The organism is Novosphingobium sp. PP1Y (assembly GCF_000253255.1).
Lineage (GTDB): Bacteria > Pseudomonadota > Alphaproteobacteria > Sphingomonadales > Sphingomonadaceae > Novosphingobium.
This window is the reverse complement of the sequence record NC_015580.1, coordinates 2,678,183-2,702,375: the sequence shown is the minus strand read 5'-3', so window position 1 is coordinate 2,702,375 and position 24,193 is coordinate 2,678,183. Positions and strand designations below refer to the sequence as shown.

General features: G+C 64.1%; 22 protein-coding genes. 7 read left to right on the top strand and 15 right to left on the bottom strand.

Translation table 11 applies throughout. The features are described 5' to 3' along the window. The 10 genes from rnr to radA all read right to left on the bottom strand — a co-directional run bounded on the left by rnr (position 1) and on the right by radA (position 11,654). A complete protein-coding gene (gene rnr, locus PP1Y_RS18795; RefSeq protein ID WP_173364733.1) occupies positions 1–2,256 on the bottom strand; it encodes a ribonuclease R in 2,256 nt (751 codons plus the stop codon). 46 nt (positions 2,257–2,302) lie between these two features. Further along, positions 2,303–3,640, bottom strand: coding sequence for a M28 family peptidase (locus PP1Y_RS18790; RefSeq protein WP_013833632.1), 1,338 nt, complete (start codon positions 3,638–3,640; stop codon positions 2,303–2,305). A 38-nt stretch (positions 3,641–3,678) separates the two neighbouring features. Continuing rightward, positions 3,679–4,263, bottom strand: coding sequence for a DUF805 domain-containing protein (locus PP1Y_RS18785; RefSeq protein ID WP_013833631.1), 585 nt, complete (start codon positions 4,261–4,263; stop codon positions 3,679–3,681). 18 nt (positions 4,264–4,281) lie between these two features. Next, on the bottom strand, positions 4,282–5,820 hold the full coding sequence (gene proS, locus PP1Y_RS18780; RefSeq protein ID WP_013833630.1) for a proline--tRNA ligase: 1,539 nt from the start codon (positions 5,818–5,820) through the stop codon (positions 4,282–4,284). 102 nt (positions 5,821–5,922) lie between these two features. After that, the gene (gene phaR / locus PP1Y_RS18775; RefSeq protein WP_013833629.1) at positions 5,923–6,480 is read right to left on the bottom strand and encodes a polyhydroxyalkanoate synthesis repressor PhaR; all 558 of its coding nucleotides are present in this window, start codon (positions 6,478–6,480) and stop codon (positions 5,923–5,925) included. Between the two features lie 95 nt (positions 6,481–6,575). After that, positions 6,576–7,619 (bottom strand): alanine racemase, encoded by a 1,044-nt coding sequence (gene alr / locus PP1Y_RS18770; RefSeq protein WP_013833628.1) that lies wholly within the window; start codon positions 7,617–7,619, stop codon positions 6,576–6,578. Beyond that, positions 7,609–9,240: an MFS transporter gene (locus PP1Y_RS18765; RefSeq protein WP_013833627.1), complete on the bottom strand. Its 1,632-nt coding sequence runs from the start codon at positions 9,238–9,240 to the stop codon at positions 7,609–7,611. The genes alr and PP1Y_RS18765 overlap by 11 nt, the downstream gene beginning before the upstream one ends. Before the next feature lie 60 nt (positions 9,241–9,300). Next, positions 9,301–9,720 carry an iron-sulfur cluster assembly scaffold protein gene (locus PP1Y_RS18760; protein WP_013833626.1) on the bottom strand — a complete coding sequence of 140 codons (420 nt, stop codon included), beginning with the start codon at positions 9,718–9,720 and terminating at the stop codon, positions 9,301–9,303. Positions 9,721–9,746: 26 nt separating this feature from the next. Beyond that, positions 9,747–10,274, bottom strand: coding sequence for a CvpA family protein (locus PP1Y_RS18755; RefSeq protein ID WP_013833625.1), 528 nt, complete (start codon positions 10,272–10,274; stop codon positions 9,747–9,749). 12 nt (positions 10,275–10,286) lie between these two features. After that, on the bottom strand, positions 10,287–11,654 hold the full coding sequence (gene radA, locus PP1Y_RS18750) for a DNA repair protein RadA (RefSeq protein ID WP_007015260.1): 1,368 nt from the start codon (positions 11,652–11,654) through the stop codon (positions 10,287–10,289). A gap of 70 nt (positions 11,655–11,724) precedes the next feature. On the opposite strand from radA, the gene PP1Y_RS18745 reads away from it, so the two are divergent. Continuing rightward, the gene (locus PP1Y_RS18745; RefSeq protein ID WP_013833624.1) at positions 11,725–14,037 is read left to right on the top strand and encodes a patatin-like protein; all 2,313 of its coding nucleotides are present in this window, start codon (positions 11,725–11,727) and stop codon (positions 14,035–14,037) included. 27 nt (positions 14,038–14,064) lie between these two features. Here the strand turns inward: PP1Y_RS18745 and dnaJ are convergent, their stop codons facing one another. After that, entirely contained in the window at positions 14,065–15,198 is a 1,134-nt protein-coding gene (gene dnaJ / locus PP1Y_RS18740) for a molecular chaperone DnaJ (RefSeq protein WP_013833623.1), read from the bottom strand. Between the two features lie 78 nt (positions 15,199–15,276). Continuing rightward, positions 15,277–17,184, bottom strand: coding sequence for a molecular chaperone DnaK (gene dnaK / locus PP1Y_RS18735; protein ID WP_007015263.1), 1,908 nt, complete (start codon positions 17,182–17,184; stop codon positions 15,277–15,279). Between the two features lie 195 nt (positions 17,185–17,379). On the opposite strand from dnaK, the gene PP1Y_RS18730 reads away from it, so the two are divergent. Together PP1Y_RS18730 and PP1Y_RS18725 are read left to right on the top strand one after the other, a co-directional pair. Then, entirely contained in the window at positions 17,380–17,958 is a 579-nt protein-coding gene (locus tag PP1Y_RS18730) for a copper chaperone PCu(A)C (RefSeq protein ID WP_232512449.1), read from the top strand. A 110-nt stretch (positions 17,959–18,068) separates the two neighbouring features. Then, positions 18,069–18,461 carry a hypothetical protein gene (locus PP1Y_RS18725; RefSeq protein ID WP_013833621.1) on the top strand — a complete coding sequence of 131 codons (393 nt, stop codon included), beginning with the start codon at positions 18,069–18,071 and terminating at the stop codon, positions 18,459–18,461. 70 nt (positions 18,462–18,531) lie between these two features. Here the strand turns inward: PP1Y_RS18725 and PP1Y_RS18720 are convergent, their stop codons facing one another. The 3 genes from PP1Y_RS18720 to hrcA all read right to left on the bottom strand — a co-directional run bounded on the left by PP1Y_RS18720 (position 18,532) and on the right by hrcA (position 20,567). After that, positions 18,532–18,789 (bottom strand): glycine zipper domain-containing protein, encoded by a 258-nt coding sequence (locus PP1Y_RS18720; RefSeq protein WP_041558996.1) that lies wholly within the window; start codon positions 18,787–18,789, stop codon positions 18,532–18,534. Positions 18,790–18,919: 130 nt separating this feature from the next. Next, positions 18,920–19,507 carry a nucleotide exchange factor GrpE gene (gene grpE, locus PP1Y_RS18715; RefSeq protein ID WP_013833620.1) on the bottom strand — a complete coding sequence of 196 codons (588 nt, stop codon included), beginning with the start codon at positions 19,505–19,507 and terminating at the stop codon, positions 18,920–18,922. A 16-nt stretch (positions 19,508–19,523) separates the two neighbouring features. Next, positions 19,524–20,567: a heat-inducible transcriptional repressor HrcA gene (hrcA, locus tag PP1Y_RS18710; protein WP_013833619.1), complete on the bottom strand. Its 1,044-nt coding sequence runs from the start codon at positions 20,565–20,567 to the stop codon at positions 19,524–19,526. 82 nt (positions 20,568–20,649) lie between these two features. Here hrcA and rph point away from each other — a divergent pair, with 82 nt between their 5' ends. From rph to PP1Y_RS18690, 4 genes are all read left to right on the top strand, one after another. Then, positions 20,650–21,366, top strand: coding sequence for a ribonuclease PH (gene rph / locus PP1Y_RS18705; RefSeq protein WP_007015269.1), 717 nt, complete (start codon positions 20,650–20,652; stop codon positions 21,364–21,366). Between the two features lie 128 nt (positions 21,367–21,494). Continuing rightward, the gene (gene rdgB, locus PP1Y_RS18700; protein WP_007015270.1) at positions 21,495–22,124 is read left to right on the top strand and encodes an RdgB/HAM1 family non-canonical purine NTP pyrophosphatase; all 630 of its coding nucleotides are present in this window, start codon (positions 21,495–21,497) and stop codon (positions 22,122–22,124) included. A 9-nt stretch (positions 22,125–22,133) separates the two neighbouring features. Further along, positions 22,134–23,285, top strand: a complete 1,152-nt coding sequence (hemW, locus tag PP1Y_RS18695) for a radical SAM family heme chaperone HemW (RefSeq protein WP_013833618.1) — start codon at positions 22,134–22,136, stop codon at positions 23,283–23,285. Further along, positions 23,282–24,193: a tyrosine recombinase XerC gene (locus PP1Y_RS18690; protein WP_013833617.1), complete on the top strand. Its 912-nt coding sequence runs from the start codon at positions 23,282–23,284 to the stop codon at positions 24,191–24,193. Before hemW ends, PP1Y_RS18690 begins: the two co-directional genes overlap by 4 nt.

The following is a 24,193-nucleotide window of genomic DNA, read 5'->3' as shown; positions in this document are numbered from 1 at the left end:
CTAGCGCTTCTTGCGTCCCTGATGCCGGATATTGTTCGGGCGACCGCGTTTTCCCGCGAAATGTTTTCCACGCTTTTTCAGCGGCATCGGCCTTCCCCGCTGCTCGATCTGGCCTGATCCACCCTCCTCCAGCTCGAACTTGAGAGCACCGGTCAGCGGGTTCGCCTCGGCCAGGCGCAGGCGCAGGATCTGGCCCATCGCATAGCTCGTTCCGGTCTGCTCGCCTTCCAGCACCTGCGATTTCTCGTCGTAGGCGAAACGCTCGTCGCCCAGCGTCGATACGGGCACCAGTCCGTCGCCGCCCAAACCGATGATCGTCGCGAAGAAGCCGAACTTCTGGACGCCGGTAATGCGCGTGTCGAAAACGTCCCCGACGCGCGAGGACAGCCATGCCGCGACATACCGGTCGATCGTGTCGCGCTCGGCCTCCATCGCGCGGCGTTCGGCCGCGGAAATGACCTCGGTGATCCGGCCCAGGTCCTCCCGGTCGCGCTCGGACAGGCCCGAAGTCGCCGGGATATCGCCCTGGGGCTTGGGCTGCTCAAGGCCGTAGGCATCGACCAGCGCGCGATGGACAAGCAGGTCCGCATAGCGCCGGATCGGGGAAGTGAAGTGCGCATAGGACCCAAGCGCCAGACCGAAGTGGCCTTCGTTGCGCGGCCCGTAATAGGCCTGGGTCTGACTGCGCAGGACAGCTTCCATGATCAGCGCCTTTTCGGCCTCGTCGGAAATGTCCTTCAGCATGCGGTTGAACAGGCCCGGGGTGATGACCTGCCCCAGCGCCAGCTTCTTACCGAAAGTCGCAAGGTAGTCCTTGAGCGCGACGAGCTTTTCTCGGCTCGGGGTTTCGTGAACGCGATAGACCACCGGGGCGACCTTGGCTTCCAGTGCCTTGGCCGCGGCCACGTTGGCCGCAATCATGAAGTCCTCGACGACGCGGTGCGCATCCAGCCTTTCGCGCACGGCGATCTCGGTGATCCGGCCCTGCTCGTCGAGCTTGACCCGGCGTTCGGGCAGTTCGAGTTCGAGTGGATCGCGCTTGTGGCGCGCTTCGGCGAGGGCCTTCCAGCATTCCCACAAGTGCTTGAGGTTGTCGGCAGCTATGCCCTCGTCGATCCGCGCCTGCGCATCTTCGTAAGCGATGACTTCGTCGATCCGCACGATAGCGCGGGTGAAGCGCCATTCGACGACCCGGCCTGCCCCGTCGATGTGCATGTGGCAGGCCATCGCGGCCCGGTCCTCGCCAGAACGCAGGGAGCAGACGTCGGCCGAGAGGATCTCCGGCAGCATCGGCACGACGCGGTCGGGGAAATAGACCGAGTTGCCGCGGCGACGCGCCTCGCGGTCTATTTCACCGCCGGGACGCACATAGAACGAGACGTCGGCGATCGCGACGAGGGCACGGAAGCCCCCTTCCCCGTCCGGCTCGGCCCAGATCGCATCGTCATGGTCGCGTGCATCGGACGGGTCGATGGCGACGATCGTCAGGTGACGCAGGTCCTCGCGCTTGTCCGGGCTGAGCGGAATCTTCGCGACGCGCTCCGCCTCGTCCAGCGTTTCCTGCGTGAAATGGTTGGGAATGCCGTGCTTGTGAATCGCAATGAGGCTGAAGGCCTTGGGCGCAAGCGGCTCGCCCAGCACCTGTGTGACCTTGACCGATGCGCGGGCCGATCTTCCCACTGGCTCGGCAAGCACGAGTTCACCCTTCTCTGCCCCGCCCAGGTCCGAGATCGGGGAGGAATGACGGATGCGCTTGTCGACCGGGGCCAGCCAGGGCTTGCCGCCGCCATCGATCTCGACCACGCCAAGCATCTGCTCCGAACGCAGCGCCAGCTTCTTCATCGGCCACGCGCGCCAGCCCGTGTTGGTCTCTTCGGTGCGCGACAGCACTCGGTCGCCCATCTTGAGCGCGCTTCGGCCCTTTTCGACCAGGCGAATGCGCGGCGGCGGAGTTGCATCCTCAGGCTGCCACGTATCCGGCACGGCAATCGCCTCGCCCTCGTCGATATCGACGATGCGCAGGACAGTGACCTTGGGCAACCCGCCCATCTTGTGGAAGGCCGTGCGCTTGCCGTCGATCAGGCCCTCTTCGGCCATGTCCTTGAGCAGCGCCTTGAGCTGGATCTTCTCCTGCCCCTTCAGCCCGAATTCGCGCGCGATCTCACGCTTGCCCGCGGGGACGGGCGAATTGGCGATGAAGTCGAGGATCTGCTTGCGCGTCGGCAGGCCCGGCGCGGACCGTGTCTTGGGAGCCATTTCCTTGCCATGGCCCCGATGCCTCCGGATTACAATGGCGCCGGCCTCACTCTTGGCTTCCAAGCGGTTCATAACCGCCGCCCGGAACCGCGCTTGCGACCGGGCTCTCGCTGCCATCGGCGGCAATCGCGCTGACGCCCAGCAGCCAGTCGTCGCCGCGCAGGCCTTCCAGCTTGACAGCGGTCTGCGTGGTCCCGGAGACGGCTGGCTGTGACTCCCATTCCGGAGCATCGGTGCGGCGGCGCCAGACGTTGTAGGCGACGGCGCCTGCCACCGGTTTCCAACGGACGTCGGTCCATGTCTTCACCGCGGCATCGGCAACGGGCTCGGGCGGCATCGGCGCACTTGCCAGTGCCGCGAGCGTCGCTACGTTGAGGCGGGTGACCTTGGCGAGATAAGGAAAGTCCATCTCGTCGATCGTATCGCCGTACTTCACTCCGTCCTCGGTCCGCAGGTCCTGATGCTGGTGCTCGTAGTCCTCGACGGCGACCGAGAAGCGCACGGCAGGATTGCCCTGCTCCAGGAACGGCAGTTGATCGCCGCCACGCCCCATGCGGTCGGCACGCCAGACCTGACGCACGGCAAGATCGTCCTGCACGCCTCCGGCAAGCCCGGCGATATAGCGGGAGATATTGCGGCTCGGGCTGTCGTTCTCCCCGCCGAAGCGCCGCGCGGCCGCGCGCGTCTCGTCGGTCGCATCGGCCCGCGGTCCCTCCGAGAACACGCGGACATGGGTATCGTCGACAAGCCCGTCCGAACCGTGCGTGCCACCGACGATGTCGTTGTTCAGCACCGCCTTGACCGTCCAGCCCTGCTTCTTCGCAAAGTCCGCCAGCAACCTGCCGCCGTAAAGCCCCTGCTCCTCACCGGAGAGCGCAGCATAGACGATCGTCGAGGGGAATCTGCGTTGCGAAAGCACGCGGGCGGCTTCCAGCACGAGAGCGGTACCCGACGCATCGTCGTTGGCGCCGGGCGCGTCGCTCCCGGCATCCATGACGTCCGAGGCCCGGCTGTCGATGTGCCCCTGCACGATAACGACTTCATCGGGGCGCTCTGTCCCGCGCTGGATCGCGACAACGTCGACCAGCCTTACCGGAGCCGGGATGCGCGCACCGCTGACCGTGCTTTCGGGCAAAACCACCTCAAGGCAGTTGCCACAGGCTTTCGACGTCCGGCGGAATTCATCGGCCGCCCAGCGCCGGGCCGCGCCTATGCCCCGCTTGGGATCGGAGTCGGAAGACAGGGTGTGCCGGGTACCGAAGGAGACAAGCTGCGCAACATCGGCGCGCAGCCGATCCGGCGAGACCTGCGGCTGCTCCGCCAGGGCAGGAACGGGATAGCCGAGCACGGCAATGTGAACGAGCGGAAATACGATCTTGCGCATGCGCGCAATCTTTCACCATCCCACCCGCTTCGCAAGTGTCAGTCGGGAACCGGTTCCTCGCCATAGCGGTTGGGCCCGTCGGTCGATGGCCAGACGCCGAAACCGATGACGATCAACATGCCGACCCAGGACAGCATAGTGGCATAGATCAGGGGCCCCTGCGCGGCAAGGATCGCCTCGGGACTGCCCGGAGCAGAAGTCGAAATAGCATCGACCATCCTGTCCATGTTCGCCATCGATGCCGCCTGTGCGCCCAGCACGCAGAGGAAGGCGATGGCGGCAATCCAGCCTGGCCTGCCGGAATCGTGCAGGCGGCGGACGAAGGATGCAACCAGCAGCGCCGAAGATACGAGATAGAGTCCCATGGAGGCGATCATGGCCGAGCGCATAGGGCCACTCATCCTGGCCAGCATCCGTGCCTGCAGCTCGGCTTCGGACATGCCTTCCTTCACGCCTTCCACGACGCCCTGCATCATGCCGCCCATCAGCGGCAAGGAGATCAGCAGGCCCAGCGCGTACTGCGCAATGACCAGGAAGAGGACGTAGTACCAGAACGTGGGCCGCGCATCGCGGCCCGAGAAGTTCGTCAGGTTGGCGAGGTTGTACTTGATTGCCGCGAACACGTCCCCTCCTGCTTTCGATCAGTAAGCCCTTGCGACGTATATCCTTTCGACGGCCGGACGTCCCGTGAAAATGCAGTTACCCGCCACCGGCTCGGCATTGAGCGGGGTGTTGCGCATCGTCAGCTTGAGCTCCTTGAGGCGCTTGATCACATCCTCCAGTTCCTCGCCGGTCGGGCGTGCCCATTCAACCTCGACCCATCCCGGGTAGCGCTTGTCCTCGGAGAAGAAGGCAGCGACTTCATCGAAGCTGGAAACGCGCGTGATGTTGGCATCGCGCTTCGCGCGCGCCTCTGCATAGAGCGACGACTGGATGTCCTCGATTTCCGAGGCGGCACGCGCGACGAAATCATCCTTTGCCAGACCGATGAAGTTGGCCTTGGCCTTGTCGTTCCACAAACGGTCGCGGCGCAGCATGGAGACCTGCCCGCCCGCGGCATCGCGTCCACCGATCTCGAGGATCAGGGGAGCGCCCTTTTTGACCCACGCCCAGCGCTTCTGGGTGGCCTTGCCCGGACGCTTGTCGAGCAGGACGCGCACAGGTTCGCCGAGTACCGACTGCGAGGCAAGTGCGCAGCGCAGTTCCTCGCAATAGGCGAGAAGCGCTTCATCCTCGTCGTTTTCGCGCAGCATAGGCAGAATGACGATCTGGTGCGGTGCAACCATCGGCGGAACGCGCAGGCCGTCATCGTCGCCGTGCGTCATGATCAGGCCGCCGATCATGCGGGTCGAGGTACCCCAGCTCGTCGTATGGGCGTACTGCTGGGTTCCTTCCCTGTCCTGGTACTGGATACCCGCAGCCTTGGCGAAACCGGTGCCAAGGTAGTGCGAGGTACCCGCCTGGAGCGCCTTGCCGTCCTGCATCATCGCCTCGATGGAGTAGGTCGCGACTGCGCCGGGGAAGCGCTCGTTCTCGGGCTTTTCGCCGGCAATCACCGGCATGGCGAGCGGCCCTTCGGCGAAGGCACGGTACATCTCGAGTGCGCGCAGCGTCTCGACCATCGCATCGTCACGATCGGCATGGGCGGTGTGGCCTTCCTGCCAGAGGAATTCGCTGGTGCGCAGGAACATGCGCGTGCGCATTTCCCAGCGCACAACGTTGGCCCACTGGTTGGTCAGCAGCGGCAGGTCGCGCCACGACTGGACCCAGCGCGCCATCGCCGCGCCGATCACGGTTTCCGAAGTCGGCCGCACGATGAGCGGCTCTTCGAGCTTCGCTTCCGGGTCCGGCACGAGGCCGCCCTTGCCGTCCGCGACAAGACGGTGATGCGTAACCACCGCCATTTCCTTCGCGAAGCCTTCGACGTGCTCGGCTTCCTTGGCGAAATAGGACAGCGGAATGAACAGCGGGAAGTAGCAGTTCTGGACGCCGGCCGCCTTGATCATGTCGTCCATGAGGCGCTGGATGCGTTCCCATATGCCGTAGCCCCAGGGCTTGATGACCATACAGCCGCGGACGCCGGACTCCTCGGCCATTTCAGCCTCGGAAATGACTTCCTGGTACCACTGGGCGAAATCGTCCTCGCGCTTGGTCGAGAGGGCGTGGCGAATGGCGGACACGGGTGCGTTCTTCCTGACTTGCTGCAATGCGACAGACCATCCGTCGCATGAATCGGGGCCGGCCGCGGGATACCCCGAGGCCGGAACGCACCCCGCTGGCCTTTATTTGCCCAGCGCGTCAAGCCTCTTCTGAATTTCCGCCATCTGATCGCGCAGCGCGGAAAGGTCGTCGCCCTCTGCCGGAGCGGCGGGCTTGCTCTCGTTCTTCTCGCCGCCGGGCATGAATGCCGCCGCTGCCGCCTTGAACATCGCCATGTTCTGCTCGGCCAGCTTGGCGAGCGGATTGTTGCCAAGACTATCCTCGAAAGCCTTGTGCAGCTTCGTCTGGTTGGCGCGGAAATTTTCCATCGATGCTTCGAGATAGTGCGGAATCAGCGACTGCATCGAGTTGCCGTACATGCTGATCAGTTCACGCAGGAAGTTCACCGGGAGCATCTGCTCACCGTTGGATTCTTCCTCCATGATGATCTGCGTAAGGATCGTGTGCGTAATGTCGGTGCCGCTCTTCGCGTCGAGCACCTTGTAGTCCACGCCTTCGCGCGTCATCTTCGCAAGATGCTCGAGCGTGATGTAGCTCGACGATTGCGTGTTATAGAGCCGCCGGTTTGCGTATTTTTTGATTATAACAGTGTTGTCGTCGCGCGACGCCGCTTCAGCCATGACCAATCCCCGTCCAGACAGTAGCTTATGGTATCATCCCGCATTGTCGCGATGCAACACAAATTGCTGCGCAGCAAAAGGTTTGGCAATTGCGGTCAGCGACGGAAACGACGGCCCAGCAGGGTCAGCAATTCGTACTGCGTGAGACCCGTCTCTACAGATGCACTTGGCAGATCGTAGGCGGCGCCGACCCAGTCGCCCTCGCCGATATCGTTTGCATGGGTCAGGTCGATCACCGTCATGTCCATGCTGACGAGGCCAAGGACCGGCAGTTTTGCGCCATTTGCCTCAAAGTGACCCTTGTTTGACCAGCAGCGCAGGTAACCGTCGGCATAACCCGTAGAGACGGTGCCGACCCGCATCGCCGCCTTTGCCGTGAAGGTGGCATTGTAGCCCACCGTCTCCCCCGCCGCGACATGGCGCACCTGCATGATCATCGCTTCAGGGCGGACCACCTGCCGGATCAGCCGTCCCATATCGGTACGCGGGATTCCGCCGTAAAGCGAAACACCCGGCCGAGTGAGATCTCCATGAAATTCAGCGCCAAGCGCGATGCCTGCCGAGTTCGCAAGGCTGGCACGTCGATGGCCAATCGTCTCTCGCGCCTCAAGCCATCTGCTGCACTGCAAGGCGTTGAGGGAAGATTCCTCCTCGGCCGAAACGAGGTGCGAAAGCAGGACATCGACATCGAGACGGGCGAGGAGTTCGCTGCCGATCTCGCTCATGGGCACCCCGAGGCGGTTCATGCCGGTATCGATCATGAGATCGCAAAGACCTCCGCCGGCATCGAGCCAGCGCTGCGCCTGCGAGAGCGAATTGATGACCGGCCTAGCCCCGATCGCCTGACCATAGGCGCAATCCTCGGCCGATTGCGGACCGTGCAGGACCGAAATCGAGCCGGGATCAACGATATCGAGCAGGTCGGCGGCTTCTGCCCAGTGCGCGACGAAGAAATCGCGGCACCCCGCTTCGAGCAGCATTGCCGTGGCCTTGCGAGCGCCGAGGCCGTAGCCGTCGGCCTTGACCGCAGCGCCGGCCCGGGCCTTGCCCGAGAGGCGGTCAAGGGCCTGCCAATTGGCTTTAAGGGCATTCCAGTCGAGATTCAGCCGCAGCGGCGGCTCGGGCAGTTCAGGCAGCATCATCACCGTAATCGCGCGGGGGACCGCCCCGCAAACCCCAGATTGCGACCACCAGGGCAATCGCGACGATGCCCCAGGTGTACCACAGACCCTGGTATGGATTCCCGCTGGTCGCGACCATGTAGCTCGAAATCAGCGGCAGGAAGCCGCCGAAGTAGCCGGTTCCGATGTGATAGGGAATGGACATCGAGCTGTAACGGATACGCGGCGGGAACATTTCCGACAGAAGTGCGGCGACCGGCCCGTATGTTGCGCCCGACAGAGCCATGAAGACCAGCAGCATGACGCCGATGACAAGGGCATCCTTGACGGTCGGCCTGACGACTCCGAGGTCGTAGCCCGCGTCGGTCAGCCAGCCTTTCAACTCGGCGTTGCGCGCCTCCTTGTCATCCCAGGGATAGGCTGCGACCGGTAACGCCTCACCGCCGATGTGAAGTTCAAGATCGGTGCCATTGGCCAGTTCGTAGGTTATTCCCGCCGCCGTCAGATCTTCGAGCAACTTGCCGCAATCGCTCTCCTGGACAGACGCGAAGGGATTGTAGCTGCAGTCAGGCCCCGAAACCGCGACCGGCGAGTTCGCGTTGGCCCGCACAAGGGCGGGATTGGCGTGAGCGCCGATCGTCCAGAACAGGGGGAACATCAGCACCAGCGCAGCAAGGTAGCCCCACACGATCGGCTTCTTGCGCCCGACCCTGTCCGAAAGCGAACCGAACAATACGAAGAAAGCCATGCCCAGGCCTGCGGAAATGCCGATGATGATTTCCGCCGTCGTTGCTTCCATGCGCATCGCCCCCTTGAGGAAGCTGAGCGCGGAGAACATGGCCGTGTACCAGATCACCGTCAGACCTGCCGCAATCCCGAATAGCGCGATGAAGATGCGCTTCTTGTTACCAGGATAAGTGAAGCTCTCGACAAAGGGGTTGCCCGCGATCTCGCCCTCTTCGCGCATCGCCTTGAAGACCGGGCTTTCCGACAGCTTGAGGCGCATCCACAGAGATACTGCGAGTAGGATCATGCTGAGCAGGAAGGGAACGCGCCACCCCCAGGCATTCCACAATTCCTCGCTCATCAGTCCCTTGCAGGTCAGGACCACGATCAGGCTGAGCACGAAGCCGCCGACGACGCTTGCCTGAATGAAGCCGGTGAAGAAGCCGCGGCGATTGGGCGGAGAATGCTCTGCGACATAGATCGCCGCTCCGCCATATTCGCCGCCTAGCGCAAGACCCTGCATGATACGCAGCAGGAGAATGATCGCCGGAGCGGCGAGCCCGATGGTCTCGGCCGAAGGGATAAAACCGACGCCGGCTGTCGCAATGCCCATCAACGTGACGGTGACAAGGAACGTGTACTTGCGTCCAAGCTTGTCCCCGAGAAAACCGAAAAGCACTGCGCCAAGCGGACGGAAGCCGAAGCCTACCGCGAAGCCGGCCCAGACCAGCAGCGTCTCGAGCGTCGCGTTGCCCGAAGGGAAGAAGGTCTTGCCGATGATGCCGGCCAGCGTTCCGTAGATGAAGAAGTCGTACCACTCGAACACGGTACCCATCGAGGAAGCCGCAATGACGAGTTTGATGTCCGATGCACTCGGCTCGGGTGCATGTGGATGCTGCTGTACGTCAGCCATTTTTCTGAAACTTCCCCCTCGTCCGCGTTATCGGGCCCCGACAGGCGTTTAAACCGCGGATCAGGCGGAGGGAAGCACCTGCATGGCTGCATTCCACGGCAACATTACCGCGCCGTGTCGCCCTGGATAGTCCCGGGCAGCGGCAATGCGTTCGAGCCCCGGCCAGTCCGGCAGGTCAACCTTTCCGGCCAACCAGTCTTCCAAGGCCCTTCCCGCCTCGTGCACCTTGCGCCCGGTCATGCCGACGACGGCCTCTGCGAAGATCGCCGCCGCAGCCTGTCCAATGGCGCAGGCCTGGCTGCGCACGCCGACCTCGGTGACAGTACCGCGGTCATCGACCGCGAGGCCCAGCGCAATCGTGCTGCCGCACGAACGTGAGCGGGCCTCTCCCTGCAGCGGAAAATCCTCGCGCCACGGAAAGCGCGCAAGCGCGACCGCCAGCGAAAGGACCTCGGGGGTGTAAAGGACAGTGGTCGACACAGGGGTGGCTCTTGCTTCGATTGGGGCTACTCGGCCGCGACCGCAGCATCCTCCTCGTTGAGCTGCTGGCGCCGCTCGTTGATCATCTTCACCATGGCTTCGCTACTGGCATTGACGAAGGGATAGGATCGCGCGGTCACGATCCAATCGGGCCGGCCGGCAACGCCCCATACGGTATCATATCCAAGAACCAGCACCGAGAAGGCCAGCACGAGGATGATGACGCCCTTCACCGCGCCGAACCCGAAACCCAGGACCCGGTCGATCGGCCCCAGCAGCGAACCGCGGCTCTTGCTGCCGGCCCAGCGGGCGACAAGCCTCACGGCCACGTAAGGCCCCAGCAACAGCAGCGCAAAGGCAAGGATCGCCGATCCCGAACCCTCTCCGATGTACGGAACGAGCACTTCGGTGACGGGTGTATGGAACATGCGAATTGCGAAAATTGCGAATATCCACGCCGCCAGCGTGAGAATTTCCTGCACGAATCCGCGGAAGAAGCCGGTCAGGGCCCCGATCCCCACGAACAGCAGGACAACGATATCGAAGCCACTCATAGTAAACTGCAATTAAGCATCCGAAAGAATGCGGTCAACGAGGTTGGGAAGCATTGTCAGACCGGAAAACCGGATGCCCTTGTCGGGCGGCGGTCCACCGGCAGGTCCAATAGCCTTGCCAAAGCCAAGTTTCGCCGATTCGCGCTGTCGGATCGATGAATGGGCCACGGGCCGAATCTCACCGGCGAGCGAGACTTCACCGAACCACACAGCGTCCGTCGGCAGAGGCTTGTCACCGAGGGCCGAGACGAGCGCAGCGGCCACGGCAAGGTCGGCCGCCGGATCGGCAAGGCGATAACCGCCAGCGACGTTGAGATAGACTTCCGCACTGGAGAAATTAAGGCCGCATCGTGCCTCGAGCACGGCGAGCAGCATGGCCATGCGGCCATTGTCCCACCCGACGACGGCACGCCGCGGCGTCGCCCCGCTCTGCAGGCGCACGATAAGCGCCTGTATTTCCACGAGGACTGGCCGGGTCCCTTCCATCGCCGGGAAGACCGCGCTGCCCGCCATCGGTTCCTCGCGGCCAGAAAGGAACAGCATCGAGGGATTGCCGACTTCGGCAAGTCCGTCGCCCTCCATGGCGAAGACGCCGATCTCGTCGACCGGACCGAAACGGTTCTTGAGCGAGCGCAGGATGCGGTACTGGTGACTGCGTTCCCCCTCGAAGCTCATCACCACGTCGACCATGTGCTCCAGCACGCGCGGACCGGCGATATTGCCGTCCTTGGTGACGTGACCGACGAGGATGAGGGTGACGCTGTTTTCCTTGGCGTAGCGGATCAGTTCGAAGGCGCACCCGCGCACCTGGCTGACCGACCCGGGCGCACCCTCGATCTGGTCCGAGTGCATCGTCTGGATCGAATCGATGACCAGAAGCGACGGCGGCTCATCCATCCCCAGCGTAGTGAGGATGTCCCGCACCGATGTTGCGGAGGCCAGGCGAATCGGACACTTCGACAGGCCAAGGCGTTCAGCCCGCAGCCGAACCTGACCGGACGCTTCCTCGCCGCTGACATAGACGACGTCACGCCCGGCCCTGGCGATGTGCGCCGAGGCCTGCAGCAGCAGCGTCGACTTGCCGATACCCGGATCCCCGCCCATGAGGATCGCCGATCCGGGGACCAGGCCGCCACCCAGGGCGCGATCGAACTCGGCAAGGCCGCTGGCCTGCCTCTGGGGAATTTCGCCAGGCTGGTCGAGCGGGGTGAACTGGATCGGGCGACCGCCGGAAGAGAGATCGTGCTTGGAAGAAAAGACCGTCTGCGGTGCTTCCTCGACAAGCGAGTTCCATTCACCGCAATCCGCGCACTGCCCCTGCCACCGGGTCGCGACGCTTCCGCAATTCTGACATACGTAACGACGTTTGGGCTTTGCCATAGGCTGCGCCTATCCGGAACGGAATGAGAACGCAATTGCCTTTCTCCTTGATCCGGGCCAAGTATGCGGAATGCGGCAGAAAGAACTGCGGATCACGCTCGTCTGCTATGGGGGCATCTCTCTTGCCGTCTACATGCACGGCGTGACCAAGGAGCTGTGGAAGGTCCTTCGGGCAAGCCGGGCGTTCTGGGCCGACGAAGGCATCCTTGAGAGCAGCGAGGCCGTTTACGCACGGCTGCTGCGCAGGCTGGAACAGGGCAGCAACCTGAAACTGCGGGTTCTTTCCGACATCGTCGCCGGGGCGAGCGCGGGCGGGATCAACAGCATCTTCCTCGCGCAGGCGATCCACACCGGCCAGTCGCTCGAACCCTTGACCGAACTGTGGCTCGAATGCGCTGACGTCGACGTCCTGCTCGATCCCGACGCCAAGCCCTGGTCGCGTGCCGCCAAGTTCTGGGCAAGTCCGATCGTCTATTACCTCCTCCACCGCCCCGGCAATGCGGTGAGCGCTTCGGTCGCCCCTGAGACCCGCACCGAAGTGCGCGACAAGCTCTCGCGCCTGATCCGCTCGCGCTGGTTCGAGCCGCCCTTCAGCGGCATCGGCTTCTCGCGCCTCATCAACCGGGCGATGATGGCGATGGCAGAAGCGCCCGAGGGCAAGCCCCTGCTTCCGGCGCGGCACCCGCTCGACCTGTTCGTGACGGCGACCGACTTCAAGGGACACCTTGAAACCCTGCGGCTCCACTCGCCCGAACTGGTGCTGGAAAGCGAGCATCGCCTGACCATCGATTTTCACGTCAAGTCGCGGGGCAAGGGCGAGGATCTCGCATCGATCCCGGCGCTGGTCCTCGCTGCGCGTTCGACGGCGAGCTTCCCCGGGGCCTTTCCGCCGCTGCAGATTGCGGAAATCGACAAGCTCGTGGCCGAAACCGCCAGCAAGTGGCCCGACCGCGATGCCTTCCTGCGCCGCGTCATGCCGGAACATTTCAGCCGCAAGGACATAGACAGTGTCTCGCTCATCGACGGCTCCGTCCTCGTCAATGCGCCGTTTGCCGATGCCATGACCGTACTGCGCGACCGCCCTGCCGCGCGGGAGGTCGACCGGCGCTTCGTCTATATCGATCCGACCCCCGATCACATTGGCCCCAGAATGCGGCGCGACACCAGGATACCCGGCTTCTTCCCGGTGATCTTCGGTTCGCTATCATCGATCCCGCGCGAGCAGCCGATCCGCGACAACCTCGAGGCACTCGATCGCGATTCGCGCGAGATGCGCACGATGCGCGACATCGTGTTGGCCCTGCGCCCCGAGATCGAAGAGACCGTCGACAAACTGTTCGGGCGCACCCTGTTCCTCGACCGCCCCACTCCCAAGCGGCTTGCGGCATGGCGTAACAAGGCGCAGGAGGCCGCATTCCAGCAGGCCGGCTTTGCCTATCACGGGTACGCCCAGGTCAAGTTCAGCGGCATTCTGGCGATGCTCGGCCGCATGGTCGATGAAGGCGTTCCGGAACAGGAGCTGTCCTCGACCGAGCCGATAGTACAACGGTTCATCGGCTATCTTGCCGATAACGGCCTCGACCGCATGCAGGCCCTGCGCGAAGGCACGTCTGCACCGATGATCGACTTCTTCCGCGCCCACGACCTGGCTTTCCGGATCCGGCGGCTGCGCTTCCTGGCGCGGCGCGTGACGCAGGACTGGGAGGGCGATCCCAGCGTGACAGAACAGGACCGCGACGATGCCCGGGCGGCGATCTACGAGGCCCTTGCGCTCTACATCGAGCGGGAGCCGCTGCACTATCTGGGAGAGGACTTCCCGCCCGCAGCCCGAAATTTCTTCAACGATCCCGGGGCCGTACTCGATCATATTGCCGCAAGGCGCTCATTGCCCGAGGTCGATGCGCAGGTCGATGAGATGCTCGCCGAAGTACTCGCAGCGATGCCTCCGACCCTGCGGCGCAGGGTCCTGCTCGCCTACCTGGGCTTCCCGTTCTACGACACGGTCACCCTGCCGCTGCTGCGCGGCGAAGGCCTGACCGAATTCGATCCGATCCTGGTCGACAGGATTTCGCCCGAGGATTGCCATGCCATCCGCAAGGGCGGCATGGCCGATACCCTGCGCGGGACAGAGTTCTACAACTTCGGCGCCTTTTTCAGCCGTGCCTATCGCGAGAACGACTACCTGTGGGGTCGCCTGCACGGCGCCGAGCGCATGATCGACCTGATTGCCTCCACGCTGGAGAAGGGACAGGCGATCCCTCAGGGCGAACTGGCTGCCTTCAAGAAGGACGCATTTCTGGCAATCCTCAACGAAGAGCAGGACCGGCTGCTGGCCGATCCTGCTCTGATCAGGACGATCAGGAAGGAAGTCGAGGCGCTTTGATCGAGCGCCTGCGGACCTCCGCTTCGTCTATTCGGTCAGGTCGCTCCACACGTCCTTGATCCGGTCGAAGAAGCCTTTCGACTGTGGGCATTCGTCACCGGTCTCGGTTGCCTGCAACTCGCGCAGCAGTTCCTTCTGGCGCGCAGAGAGCTTGGTCGGCGTTTCGACCGTGATCTCAATCACCAGATCCCCGCGCCCGCGGCCCTGCAGAACAGGCATGCCCGCGCCGCGCTTGCGGAGCTGCTTGCCGGACTGGATACCTGCCGGAATATCGAGCGCGATCTTCGCCCCATCGATTCCCGGGATTTCGATCGATCCGCCCAGCGCAGCTGTGGTGAAGGTGATCGGCACCTGCGTGAGAAGAGTCGTCCCCTCGCGTTCGAAGACGCGGTGGCGCTTCACATGCAGGAAGATGTAGAGATCGCCCGGAGGCGCCCCGTAAGGCCCGGCCTCGCCCTTGCCCGATAGTCGGATTCTCGTGCCGGAATCGACGCCAGCGGGAATTTCCACTTCCAGTGTCTGCGGCATGTCGACGCGGCCCTCGCCGCGGCAGGCACGGCAGGGAGACTCGATCACCTCGCCGCGACCGTGACAGGTCGGACAGGTGCGTTCGACGACGAAGAAGCCCTGCTGCGCGCGCACCTTGCCGTGACCGGCGCACATGTTGCAGGTGCGCTTGCCGGTGCCCGGTTCGGCGCCCGAGCCACTGCAAGGCTCGCACGATTGCGAGACTTCGATGGTGATTTCGCTCTGCTTGCCGTGGAACGCCTCTTCAAGGCTCACTTCCATGTCATAGCGCAAATCGGCGCCGCGACGGGCCTGCTGACGGGCACCGCCACCGAAGGCGCTGCCAAAAATCGATTCGAAGATATCGCCGATATCGCCGAACTCGGCGCCCATTCCGCCGCCGCCGCCACCGCCCATGCCCTGCTGGAAAGCGGCGTGACCATAGCGGTCGTAAGCGGCGCGCTTCTGCGGGTCCTTGAGACAGTCGTAAGCCTGACTGATGGCCTTGAAGCGGGATTCGGCTTCGGCATCCCCCGGGTTCTTGTCCGGGTGATATCGCATGGCGAGGCGACGGTAGGCCGACTTGATGGTCTTGTCGTCGGCAGTCCGCTCGACCTCGAGCAGTTCGTAGTAATCTATTTCGGTAGCTGACACGTATCTAACCCCCGTAGATAACCCGGGCGCCACCGACGCGCATTGCACCGGTGACGCCCACGGTTTTCATCAGGACGCTCAGCCCTTGTTTTCGTCGACTTCCGAGAACTCGGCGTCGACCACGTCCTCGTCACCCGAAGGCGCGGCCTCCGGCGAGGCAGCAGCGGACTGCTCCTTCTCGTAGATCGCCTGACCCATCTTCATGGCGACTTCGGTCAGCGCCTGGGCCTTGGCCGTGATCTCGGCGGTGTCGCCGCTTTCGAGAGCCGTCTTGGCTTCGGCGATGGCGGTTTCGACTTCCGACTTCAGGCCAGCGTCGATCTTGTCACCGTTTTCGGCAAGCTGCTGCTCGGTCGCGTGGACGAGGCTGTCCGCGTTGTTCTTGGCTTCCGCCGATTCACGACGCTTCTTGTCCTCTTCGGCGAACTTCTCGGCATCCTTGACCATCTGGTCGATGTCGGCGTCGGACAGACCGCCCGAAGCCTGGATGCGGATCTGCTGTTCCTTGCCGGTGCCCTTGTCCTTGGCGGACACGTTGACGATGCCGTTCGCGTCGATGTCGAAAGTGACTTCGATCTGCGGCACGCCCCGGCGAGCCGGCGGGATGCCGACGAGGTCGAACTGGCCGAGGAGCTTGTTGTCCTGCGCCATTTCGCGTTCGCCCTGGAACACGCGGATCGTCACCGCCTGCTGGTTGTCCTCGGCAGTCGAATAGACCTGGCTCTTCTTCGTCGGGATCGTCGTGTTGCGGTCGATCATCTTGGTCATGATGCCGCCCAGCGTCTCGATGCCCAGCGAAAGCGGGGTCACGTCGAGCAGCAGCACGTCCTTGACGTCGCCCTGGAGGACGCCGGCCTGGATCGCCGCGCCCATGGCGACGACTTCGTCCGGGTTCACGCCGGTGTGCGGTTCCTTGCCGAAGAATTCCTTCACGACTTCGCGTACCTTGGGCATGCGGGTCATGCCGCCCACGAGCACGACGTCATCGACTTCCGCAGCCGAGATGCCGGCATCGGCCAGCGCCTTGCGGCACGGCTCGATGGTGCGCTTGATGAGGTCGGCGACCATCTTCTCGAGGTCGGCGCGGGTAACCGTTTCGACCAGGTGAAGCGGGGTCGTCGCGCCGCCTTCCATGCGCGCGGTGATGAAGGGCAGGTTGATCTCGGTCGTCGCAGCCGACGACAGCTCGATCTTCGCCTTTTCGGCCGCTTCCTTAAGGCGCTGCAGAGCGAGCTTGTCGGTCCGCAGGTCCATGTTTTCCTTGGCCTTGAACTTGTCGGCCAGCCATTCGACGAGCTTGGTGTCGAAATCTTCACCGCCCAGGAACGTGTCGCCGTTGGTCGACTTCACCTCGAACACGCCGTCGCCGATCTCGAGGATCGAGACGTCGAAGGTGCCGCCGCCAAGGTCGTAGACCGCGATGGTCTTGCCGTCCTGCTTGTCGAGGCCATAGGCGAGCGCGGCCGCGGTCGGCTCGTTGATGATGCGCAGCACTTCGAGACCCGCAATCTGGCCGGCATCCTTGGTCGCCTGGCGCTGCGCGTCGTTGAAGTATGCGGGCACGGTGATGACGGCCTGCGTGACGGTCTCGCCCAGATAGCTCTCGGCGGTTTCCTTCATCTTCTGCAGGGTGAAGGCCGAGATCTGCGACGGGCTGTAGTCCTCGCCGCCAGCCTGGACCCACGCGTCACCGTTCTTGCCCTTGACGATGTGGTACGGAACCAGCTCGGTGTCCTTCTTGGTCACCGGATCGTCGAAGCGGCGGCCGATGAGGCGCTTCACTGCGAAAATCGTGTTGTCACCGTTCGTGACAGCCTGGCGCTTGGCCGGCTGACCGATCAGGCGTTCGCCGTCCTTGGTGAAGGCGACGATCGAAGGCGTCGTGCGCGCACCTTCGGAGTTTTCAATGACCTTGGGCTTGCCACCGTCCATGACGGCGACACAGCTGTTGGTGGTGCCAAGGTCGATACCAATTACTTTTCCCATTATCCCCATTCCTCACGTCAGTGGATGACACCGCACGGATCGCCTCCCTGACTAGAGGCAAGGCGGCTTGCGCGGCTCGATGACGTTCAATGTCGTCGGGGGGCGATATAGGAGCGGTTTTTCTTGGAACAAGACCGCCACAATGGCATTACCCCCGCTAATTTTTCGAGGGTTTCCAGGAAGGATGTGTCTCAGGTGAAAATCTTTCGTTCCGTGGCAGTTGCTTCGGCGCTGGCCGTGGCCGCATCGCTGGCGGGATGCCAGCAGTCCGAAGCCCCTGCCGGCAATGCGACCGAAACTGCCGATTCAGGCAATCCGGACGCGAAGCCGGGCATTTCCGGCAGCGACGGCCGCATGATCCTGCCGGTCGTCGCAGGCCGCCCGGGCGCAGTCTACTTCAGTATCCGAAACGAAGGACCGCAGCCGGCTACCCTGGTCGGCGTCCATGTCGCGGGCGCGGGAAAAGTGCAGATGCACAAGACCGAAGGCGGCAAGATGTCTTCGGTGGACTCGCTCGAGATCGCGCCCGGCGGCGTGCTGGAATTCGCTCCCGGCGGGTATCACGTCATGGCCTTCGACATCGACGATACGCTCAAGACCGGTGAGAGCACCGAGCTGACGCTGACTTTCGCCGACGGGGACAAGCTGTCGATGCCGCTGCAAATCGAGACTATGGGCGGCGGCATGCAAAGCGGCATGACCGGCAGCATGGACCATTCCGGAATGGAGGGCGGCTCCATGCAGGACGGCGACATGGCGGGAATGCACCACTGATCGACCTTGCCGAAGCCGGTCCTTGCGCGCCGGGCGGCGAACGCTGCCTGACGCCGGGCGAGGTCGCCCTCGCAGGATCGGTTTTCGGCGACGCCATCGACCTTGCGGCGGTGAAGATCCGGCGCCGACGCTGGTTCCCCCTTCAGCCGGTCGACACGGTGATGGCCCCTTGCGGACACATCCATTTCCACCCGCGCTCGACGCTATACCTCGAAGACTTTTCCTGCGCATCGACGAGGCTGCAGGGCCTCTTCATTCACGAGATGACGCATGTGTGGCAGGCGCAGCGTCAAGGACGCTGGTACCTGCCGCTCATGCGCCATCCGCTATGCCGCTATGACTATGCGCTGAGACCGGGCTGGAGGCTCGATCGTTACGGCATCGAACAGCAGGCCGAAATCGTCCGGCATGTCTTCCTGCTGCGCCGGAGGCACGCCGTTCCGGGAGCGCCGCCACTGGAGTCCTACACTGGCATTCTGCCGTTCGACGGCACACCGGCATAGAAACCGGCAAGAAAGAAGGGCGCAAGATCGGCTCTTGCACCCTTGTTTCCGGTAATCCGATGGCGTGGGATCAGCAGTCGCGGTCCCAGTAGCGACGGCCATCGCGGTCATAGCGATAGCAACCCTTGTCCTTGTCGACCTGCGAGCCGACCGCCGCGCCTGCGGCCGCGCCGATCGCAGCGCCGGTCCCGACGTCTCCCCCGGTCACGGCGCCGACACCGGCCCCGAGAGCTGCACCGCCGAGCGCACCTTCGCCGGCATAGTTGCTGGCACAGCCACCAAGGCCGAGAGCCCCGGCAGCAATAACGGGGAGGATGAACTTGCGCATGGAACGTCTCCGAAAATCAGCGTGGGTCTATCTGATCAACGGAGGGGAAGCCCCTTGGTTCCTGATTTGTGCCACGGACTGTCGCCGCCCTGCCCCCGGTTATCCCCATGGCAGGGCGGCGAAACGCGTATCAGTCGGGCTTCTTGGCCACTGCGACCATGGCCGGACGCAGCAGGCGGTCCTTGATCATGTAACCGGCCTGCAGTTCCTGCACGACCGTTCCCGGCTCCGCATCGGCGGACGGCACTTCGATCATGGCCTGGTGCTGGTTGGGATCGAGCGGCATGCCCATGGCAGCAATGCGGGTGATGCCATGGGTACCGAAGACCTTCTCGATCTCGCGGCTGGTGGCCTCGATACCGGCGATGAAGGTCTTTACCTTCTCGTCCTCGCGCAGATCGGCGGGAATCGCCGACAGCGCACGGGAAAGGTTGTCGGCTACCGAGAGAATGTCGCGAGCGAAACCGGTCGCAGCATAATTGCGGGTATCGGCAATGTCCTTTTCAAGCCGGCGGCGCACGTTCTGCGTCTCGGCGCGGGCGTAAAGCACGTCCTGCTTGGCGACTTCGAGTTCTTCGCGAAGATTCGCGAGCTCGTCTTCGGCGACGTCGTTGTCTGCGCCCTTGTCTACCATATGTTCCGGCACACCCTTCAGTTCTTCGGCCACCGCGGGATCTACAGCCTGATCCTGTGACGGCTGAGTCTTGTCTTCAGTCATTATTCTAAGGTTCCAGCTATCCGATGAGCTTGCCCAGGCTCTGGGCGGTGAAGTCCACCATGGGGACGACTCGTGCATAATTCAACCGCGTCGGGCCGATAACCCCCACAACTCCGACAACGCGGCCATCCCGGTCGCGATAGGGCGATGCGATCACCGAAGACCCGGAAAGCGCGAAAAGCCGGTTTTCCGAGCCGATGAAAATGCGCGTCGATTCAGCCTCTCGCGCCATTTCGAGAAGATCGGCAACCGACTGCTTGTTTTCAAGGTCATCGAGCAGCGAACGCACCCGTTCGAGATCCGATAAGGCGCCCTCATCGAGCAGGTTCGCCTGGCCTCGCACGATCAGCACCGGCCGCTGCATCACGTCTTCGCTCCACACGGCAAGGCCGCGTTCGACCAGATCGCGGCTTGCCGCATCGAGAGCCGACTGGCCCGAGGCGATCTCGGAGCGCATGACTCGCACCGCCTCGCCCAGCGTCCGGCCTGTCAGCCGGGCCGAGATATAGTTCGACGCTTCTTCCAGCGCGCCCATGGGCAGCGACGCCGGCAGATCGACGATGCGATTCTCGACCGCGCCGTCATCGCCGACCAGAACGGCGAGCGCCCTTCCCGGCGCGAGCGGTACGAGTTGCAGGTGCTGGAGGCGCGGCTCGCGCTTGGGCACCATGACCACCCCGGCGCTCGACGTCAGGCTGGACAGCATCGTGCTGGCCGCCTCGAGCGCGGCTTCGATGGGCCCCGGCTGCGAGATCCGCCGTTCGATGACCGCGCGTTCCTCTGCCGTGGGTTCAGCCACCTGCATGATCCCGTCGACGAAGAGGCGCAGGCCCGCCTCGGTCGGCAACCGCCCCGCGCTCGTATGCGGCGCGGCCAGCAGGCCCAGCGATTCGAGATCGGCCAGAACCGAGCGAATCGAGGCCGATGACAGGTTCACGCCCGTATTGCCGGACAGGGCCTTGGACCCCACCGGAGTACCGGTCGCGATGTAACCTTCGACGACAAGGCGGAAGATCTCGCGCGCCCTCGTGGTCAATTCGGTGATGGGTGGTGTCGTCATGCGCTGCAATTTAGGCATTGGGCTTGCAGCCTCAAGCTTAATACGCCTAGGGCCGCTGCAATCTTAGCTACGAGGACAGTACATGCGACCTTCCGGCCGTGCGCCCGACGAAATGCGCGCTATCGACATCCAGACCGGTTTCACCAAGCATGCCGAAGGCTCGGTGCTGATCTCCTTCGGCGATACCCGCGTGCTCGTCACCGCCTCGGTCGAGGAAAGGGTTCCCCCGTTCCTGCGCGGCAAGGGCGAAGGCTGGGTCACGGCAGAGTACTCGATGCTCCCGCGCGCCACGCACACGCGCGGCTCTCGCGAAGCGGCCAAGGGCAAGCAGTCGGGCCGCACTCAGGAAATCCAGCGCCTGATCGGCCGCAGCCTGCGCTCGGTCGTCGACATGAAGAAGCTGGGCGAACGCCAGATCGTCCTCGACTGCGACGTCCTGCAGGCCGATGGCGGCACCCGCACGGCTTCGATCTCGGGCGCCTGGGTCGCCCTGCGCCTGGCCGTCGACAAGCTGATGGCCGAGGGCAAGATCCTCCAGGACCCGATCGAAGCGCGCGTTGCCGCGATTTCCTGCGGCATCTGCGAGGGCACCCCGGTTCTCGACCTCGACTACATCGAAGACAGCTCGGCCGGTGCCGATGCCAATTTCGTGCTGATCGAGGGTGGCAAGATCGCCGAAGCTCAGGCCACCGCGGAAGGCGATACCTATGACGAGGAAGGCCTGCTGCGCCTCCTGCGCCTTGCCCGCATTGGCTGCGAACGCATCTTCGCCGCTCAGGCCAAGGCGGTAGGGCGCTAAGGCTTCGTCTGGAGTGGCCGTCGCCTCCGCGCAGTCGGGCCCCGCTTTCCTTCAGGCCAGACCGAAGGGAGCGGGAACCCGTCATGGGCCGGAGGTGACGGGAAACATGGTGCCGACAGGATAGTGACATGACCCGAAAGCTCGACAGCAAACGCCTCGTCATTGCCACGCACAATGCGGGCAAGCTGAAGGAAATCGGCGCGCTGCTGGCGCCTTACGGCATGGAATGCCTCTCGGCAGGACAACTGGGCCTGCCCGAACCGGCCGAAACCGGAAAGACCTTCATCGAGAATGCGCTGATCAAGGCACGGGCCGCGGCGCAGGCCTCGCAGCTTCCTGCGCTTGCCGATGACAGCGGGCTTTCGGTGGCGGCATTGGGCGGACGCCCCGGGGTTTACACCGCCGACTGGGCCGAGCGTCAGTGGTTCGAAGGAGAACCCGGCCGCGACTGGTACATGGCGATGGGCAAGGTCGAGGGCCTGCTGTGCGAGCAGGGTCCCGAAGTCGATCGCTCTTGCTGGTTCAGCTGCGTGCTCGCCATCGCCTGGCCCGACGGTGACAGCGTGGTCTACGAGGGTCGGGTGAACGGCACTTTTTCGTGGCCGCCGCGCGGAACGATGGGCTTCGGCTACGACCCGGTCTTCGTGCCGAACGGCCGCGACACGACCTTCGCGCAGCTCGACCCCGAGGAAAAGCACAAGATCAGCCACCGCGCCGATGCTTTCGCCAAGCTGGTCGCGGAGCAGTTCGGCGGCTAACATCGGCTGATGGCCCGCGCGCTCTACATCCACTGGCCGTTCTGCCTCGCAAAATGCCCTTATTGCGACTTCAACAGCCATGTCCGCGAACGCGTCGACCACCAGCACTGGCAGGACACGCTGCTTGCCGACATGCGCCACGAACACGCGCTGGCGGGCGGAGAAAGGCTCGAATCGATCTTTTTCGGCGGCGGCACGCCTTCGCTCATGCCGCCAGCACTGGTCGCAAGGCTGCTTGAGGAAGCCGAGCGGCTCTGGGGCTTTGCACCGGGCATCGAGATCACGCTGGAGGGCAATCCGTCCTCGGTGGAAGCGGCCAACTACGCGGCACTGGCCTCGGCCGGGGTAAACCGGGTGTCGCTCGGGCTGCAGGCGCTCGACGATGAGACACTGCGCTTCCTCGGCCGACTCCACGATGCACGCGAAGGGCTGGACGCCCTCGACGTTGCGCAACGACAATTCGAAAGGGTGTCGTTCGACCTCATCTATGCCCGGCCGGGCCAGAGTGTCGAGCAATGGCAGGCGGAACTGGCGCGCGCCCTGTCCTTCGGCACCGGCCACCTCTCGCTCTACCAGCTCACCATCGAGCCCGGCACGCGCTTTGCCACGATGGTGCGCCAGCACGCGTTCGAACCGCTCGACGAGGATGCCTGCGCCGACATGTTCGCGCTGACCCGCGAGTTGACCGCCGGCGCCGGACTTCCCGCCTACGAGATCAGCAACCACGCCCGCCCCGGCGAAGAGAGCCGTCACAACCTCACCTACTGGCGCTACGGCGACTATTGCGGGATCGGTCCCGGCGCCCACGGGCGGCGCGGCGGCATGGCAACGGTGCGGCATCGCAAGCCGGAGAACTGGCTCGCAGCGATCGCCGAACAGGGCCACGGCACCAGCGAAGAACGTCCGCTCGGGCAAAGGGAACAGGCTTCCGAAGCCATGCTGATGGGCCTGCGCCTGCGCGAAGGTGTGGATCTTGACGTCATGGCGTCACGCTTTGCCCTGCCCCAGGAAGCGCTTTGCAATGCAGACAAGGCTGCCTTCTACGATGGTCAGGGCCTCGTCTGGCGGCAGGACTCGCGGCTTGGTGTCGCCGAAAACGGTATGCCATTGCTCGATGCCTTGCTCGGCGAACTGGTGCCCGAAGAACTCGTCGAACCGTGACGGCCAAGGCGGACCTTCTCGAAGCCTGGGGCACCCATCTTGCACAGGGACGCAGGCGGAGTCCGCACACCGTCCGCGCCTATGTCGCCACGGCTTCGCGCCTGCTCGACACGCTTGGCGAAACCGACTGGCCGCAACTGGCCAGCCTCGATGCCGCGGCCTTGCGCCGCCAACTGGCGGCGCGGCGACAGCAGGGGATCGGCAATGTTTCAGCCGCGCGCGAGCTTTCGGCGCTCAAGGCCTTCCTGATCTTTGCCCGCGAAAAAGCCGGCATGACCGACGCGATGCCGCCGCGCCTGCGCGGACCACGCATCAAGAAGGGCATTCCGCGTCCGGTAACGCCGGACGAAGCGGTCAATCTCGCCGTGGCCGTCGATGAAGACGCGCGGGAGGAATGGATCGGCGCGCGCGACCGGGCGGTCCTGCTCCTGCTCTACGGAGCCGGGATGCGCATTGCCGAGGCCCTGTCCCTGACGGCTTCGGTCCTTCCGCTAAGGGATACGCTGGTCGTCACCGGCAAGGGCGCAAAGCAGCGGGTCGTGCCCCTGCTCCCGATCATTCGAGATGCGGTGGACGACTATGTCGCCAAGTGCCCGTGGCCCGTCGCGCTCGAGAACCATCGGAAGGATCCCCTGTTCAGGGGGGCGAAGGGAGGTCCCCTGTCGCAAGGCATGGTGCAGAAGGCCGTCGCCCGCGCCCGCGTCAGCCTGGGATTGCCGCCGAGCGCGACGCCGCACGCCTTGCGCCACAGCTTCGCGACGCACCTGCTCGGGGCCGGGGCGGACCTGCGTTCGCTGCAGGAACTCCTGGGTCACGCCAGCCTCGGCTCGACGCAGATCTACACCCGGGTCGATGCAGCGACCCTGCTAGACGTCTATCGCAACGCCCATCCGCGCGAACGGGAGTAG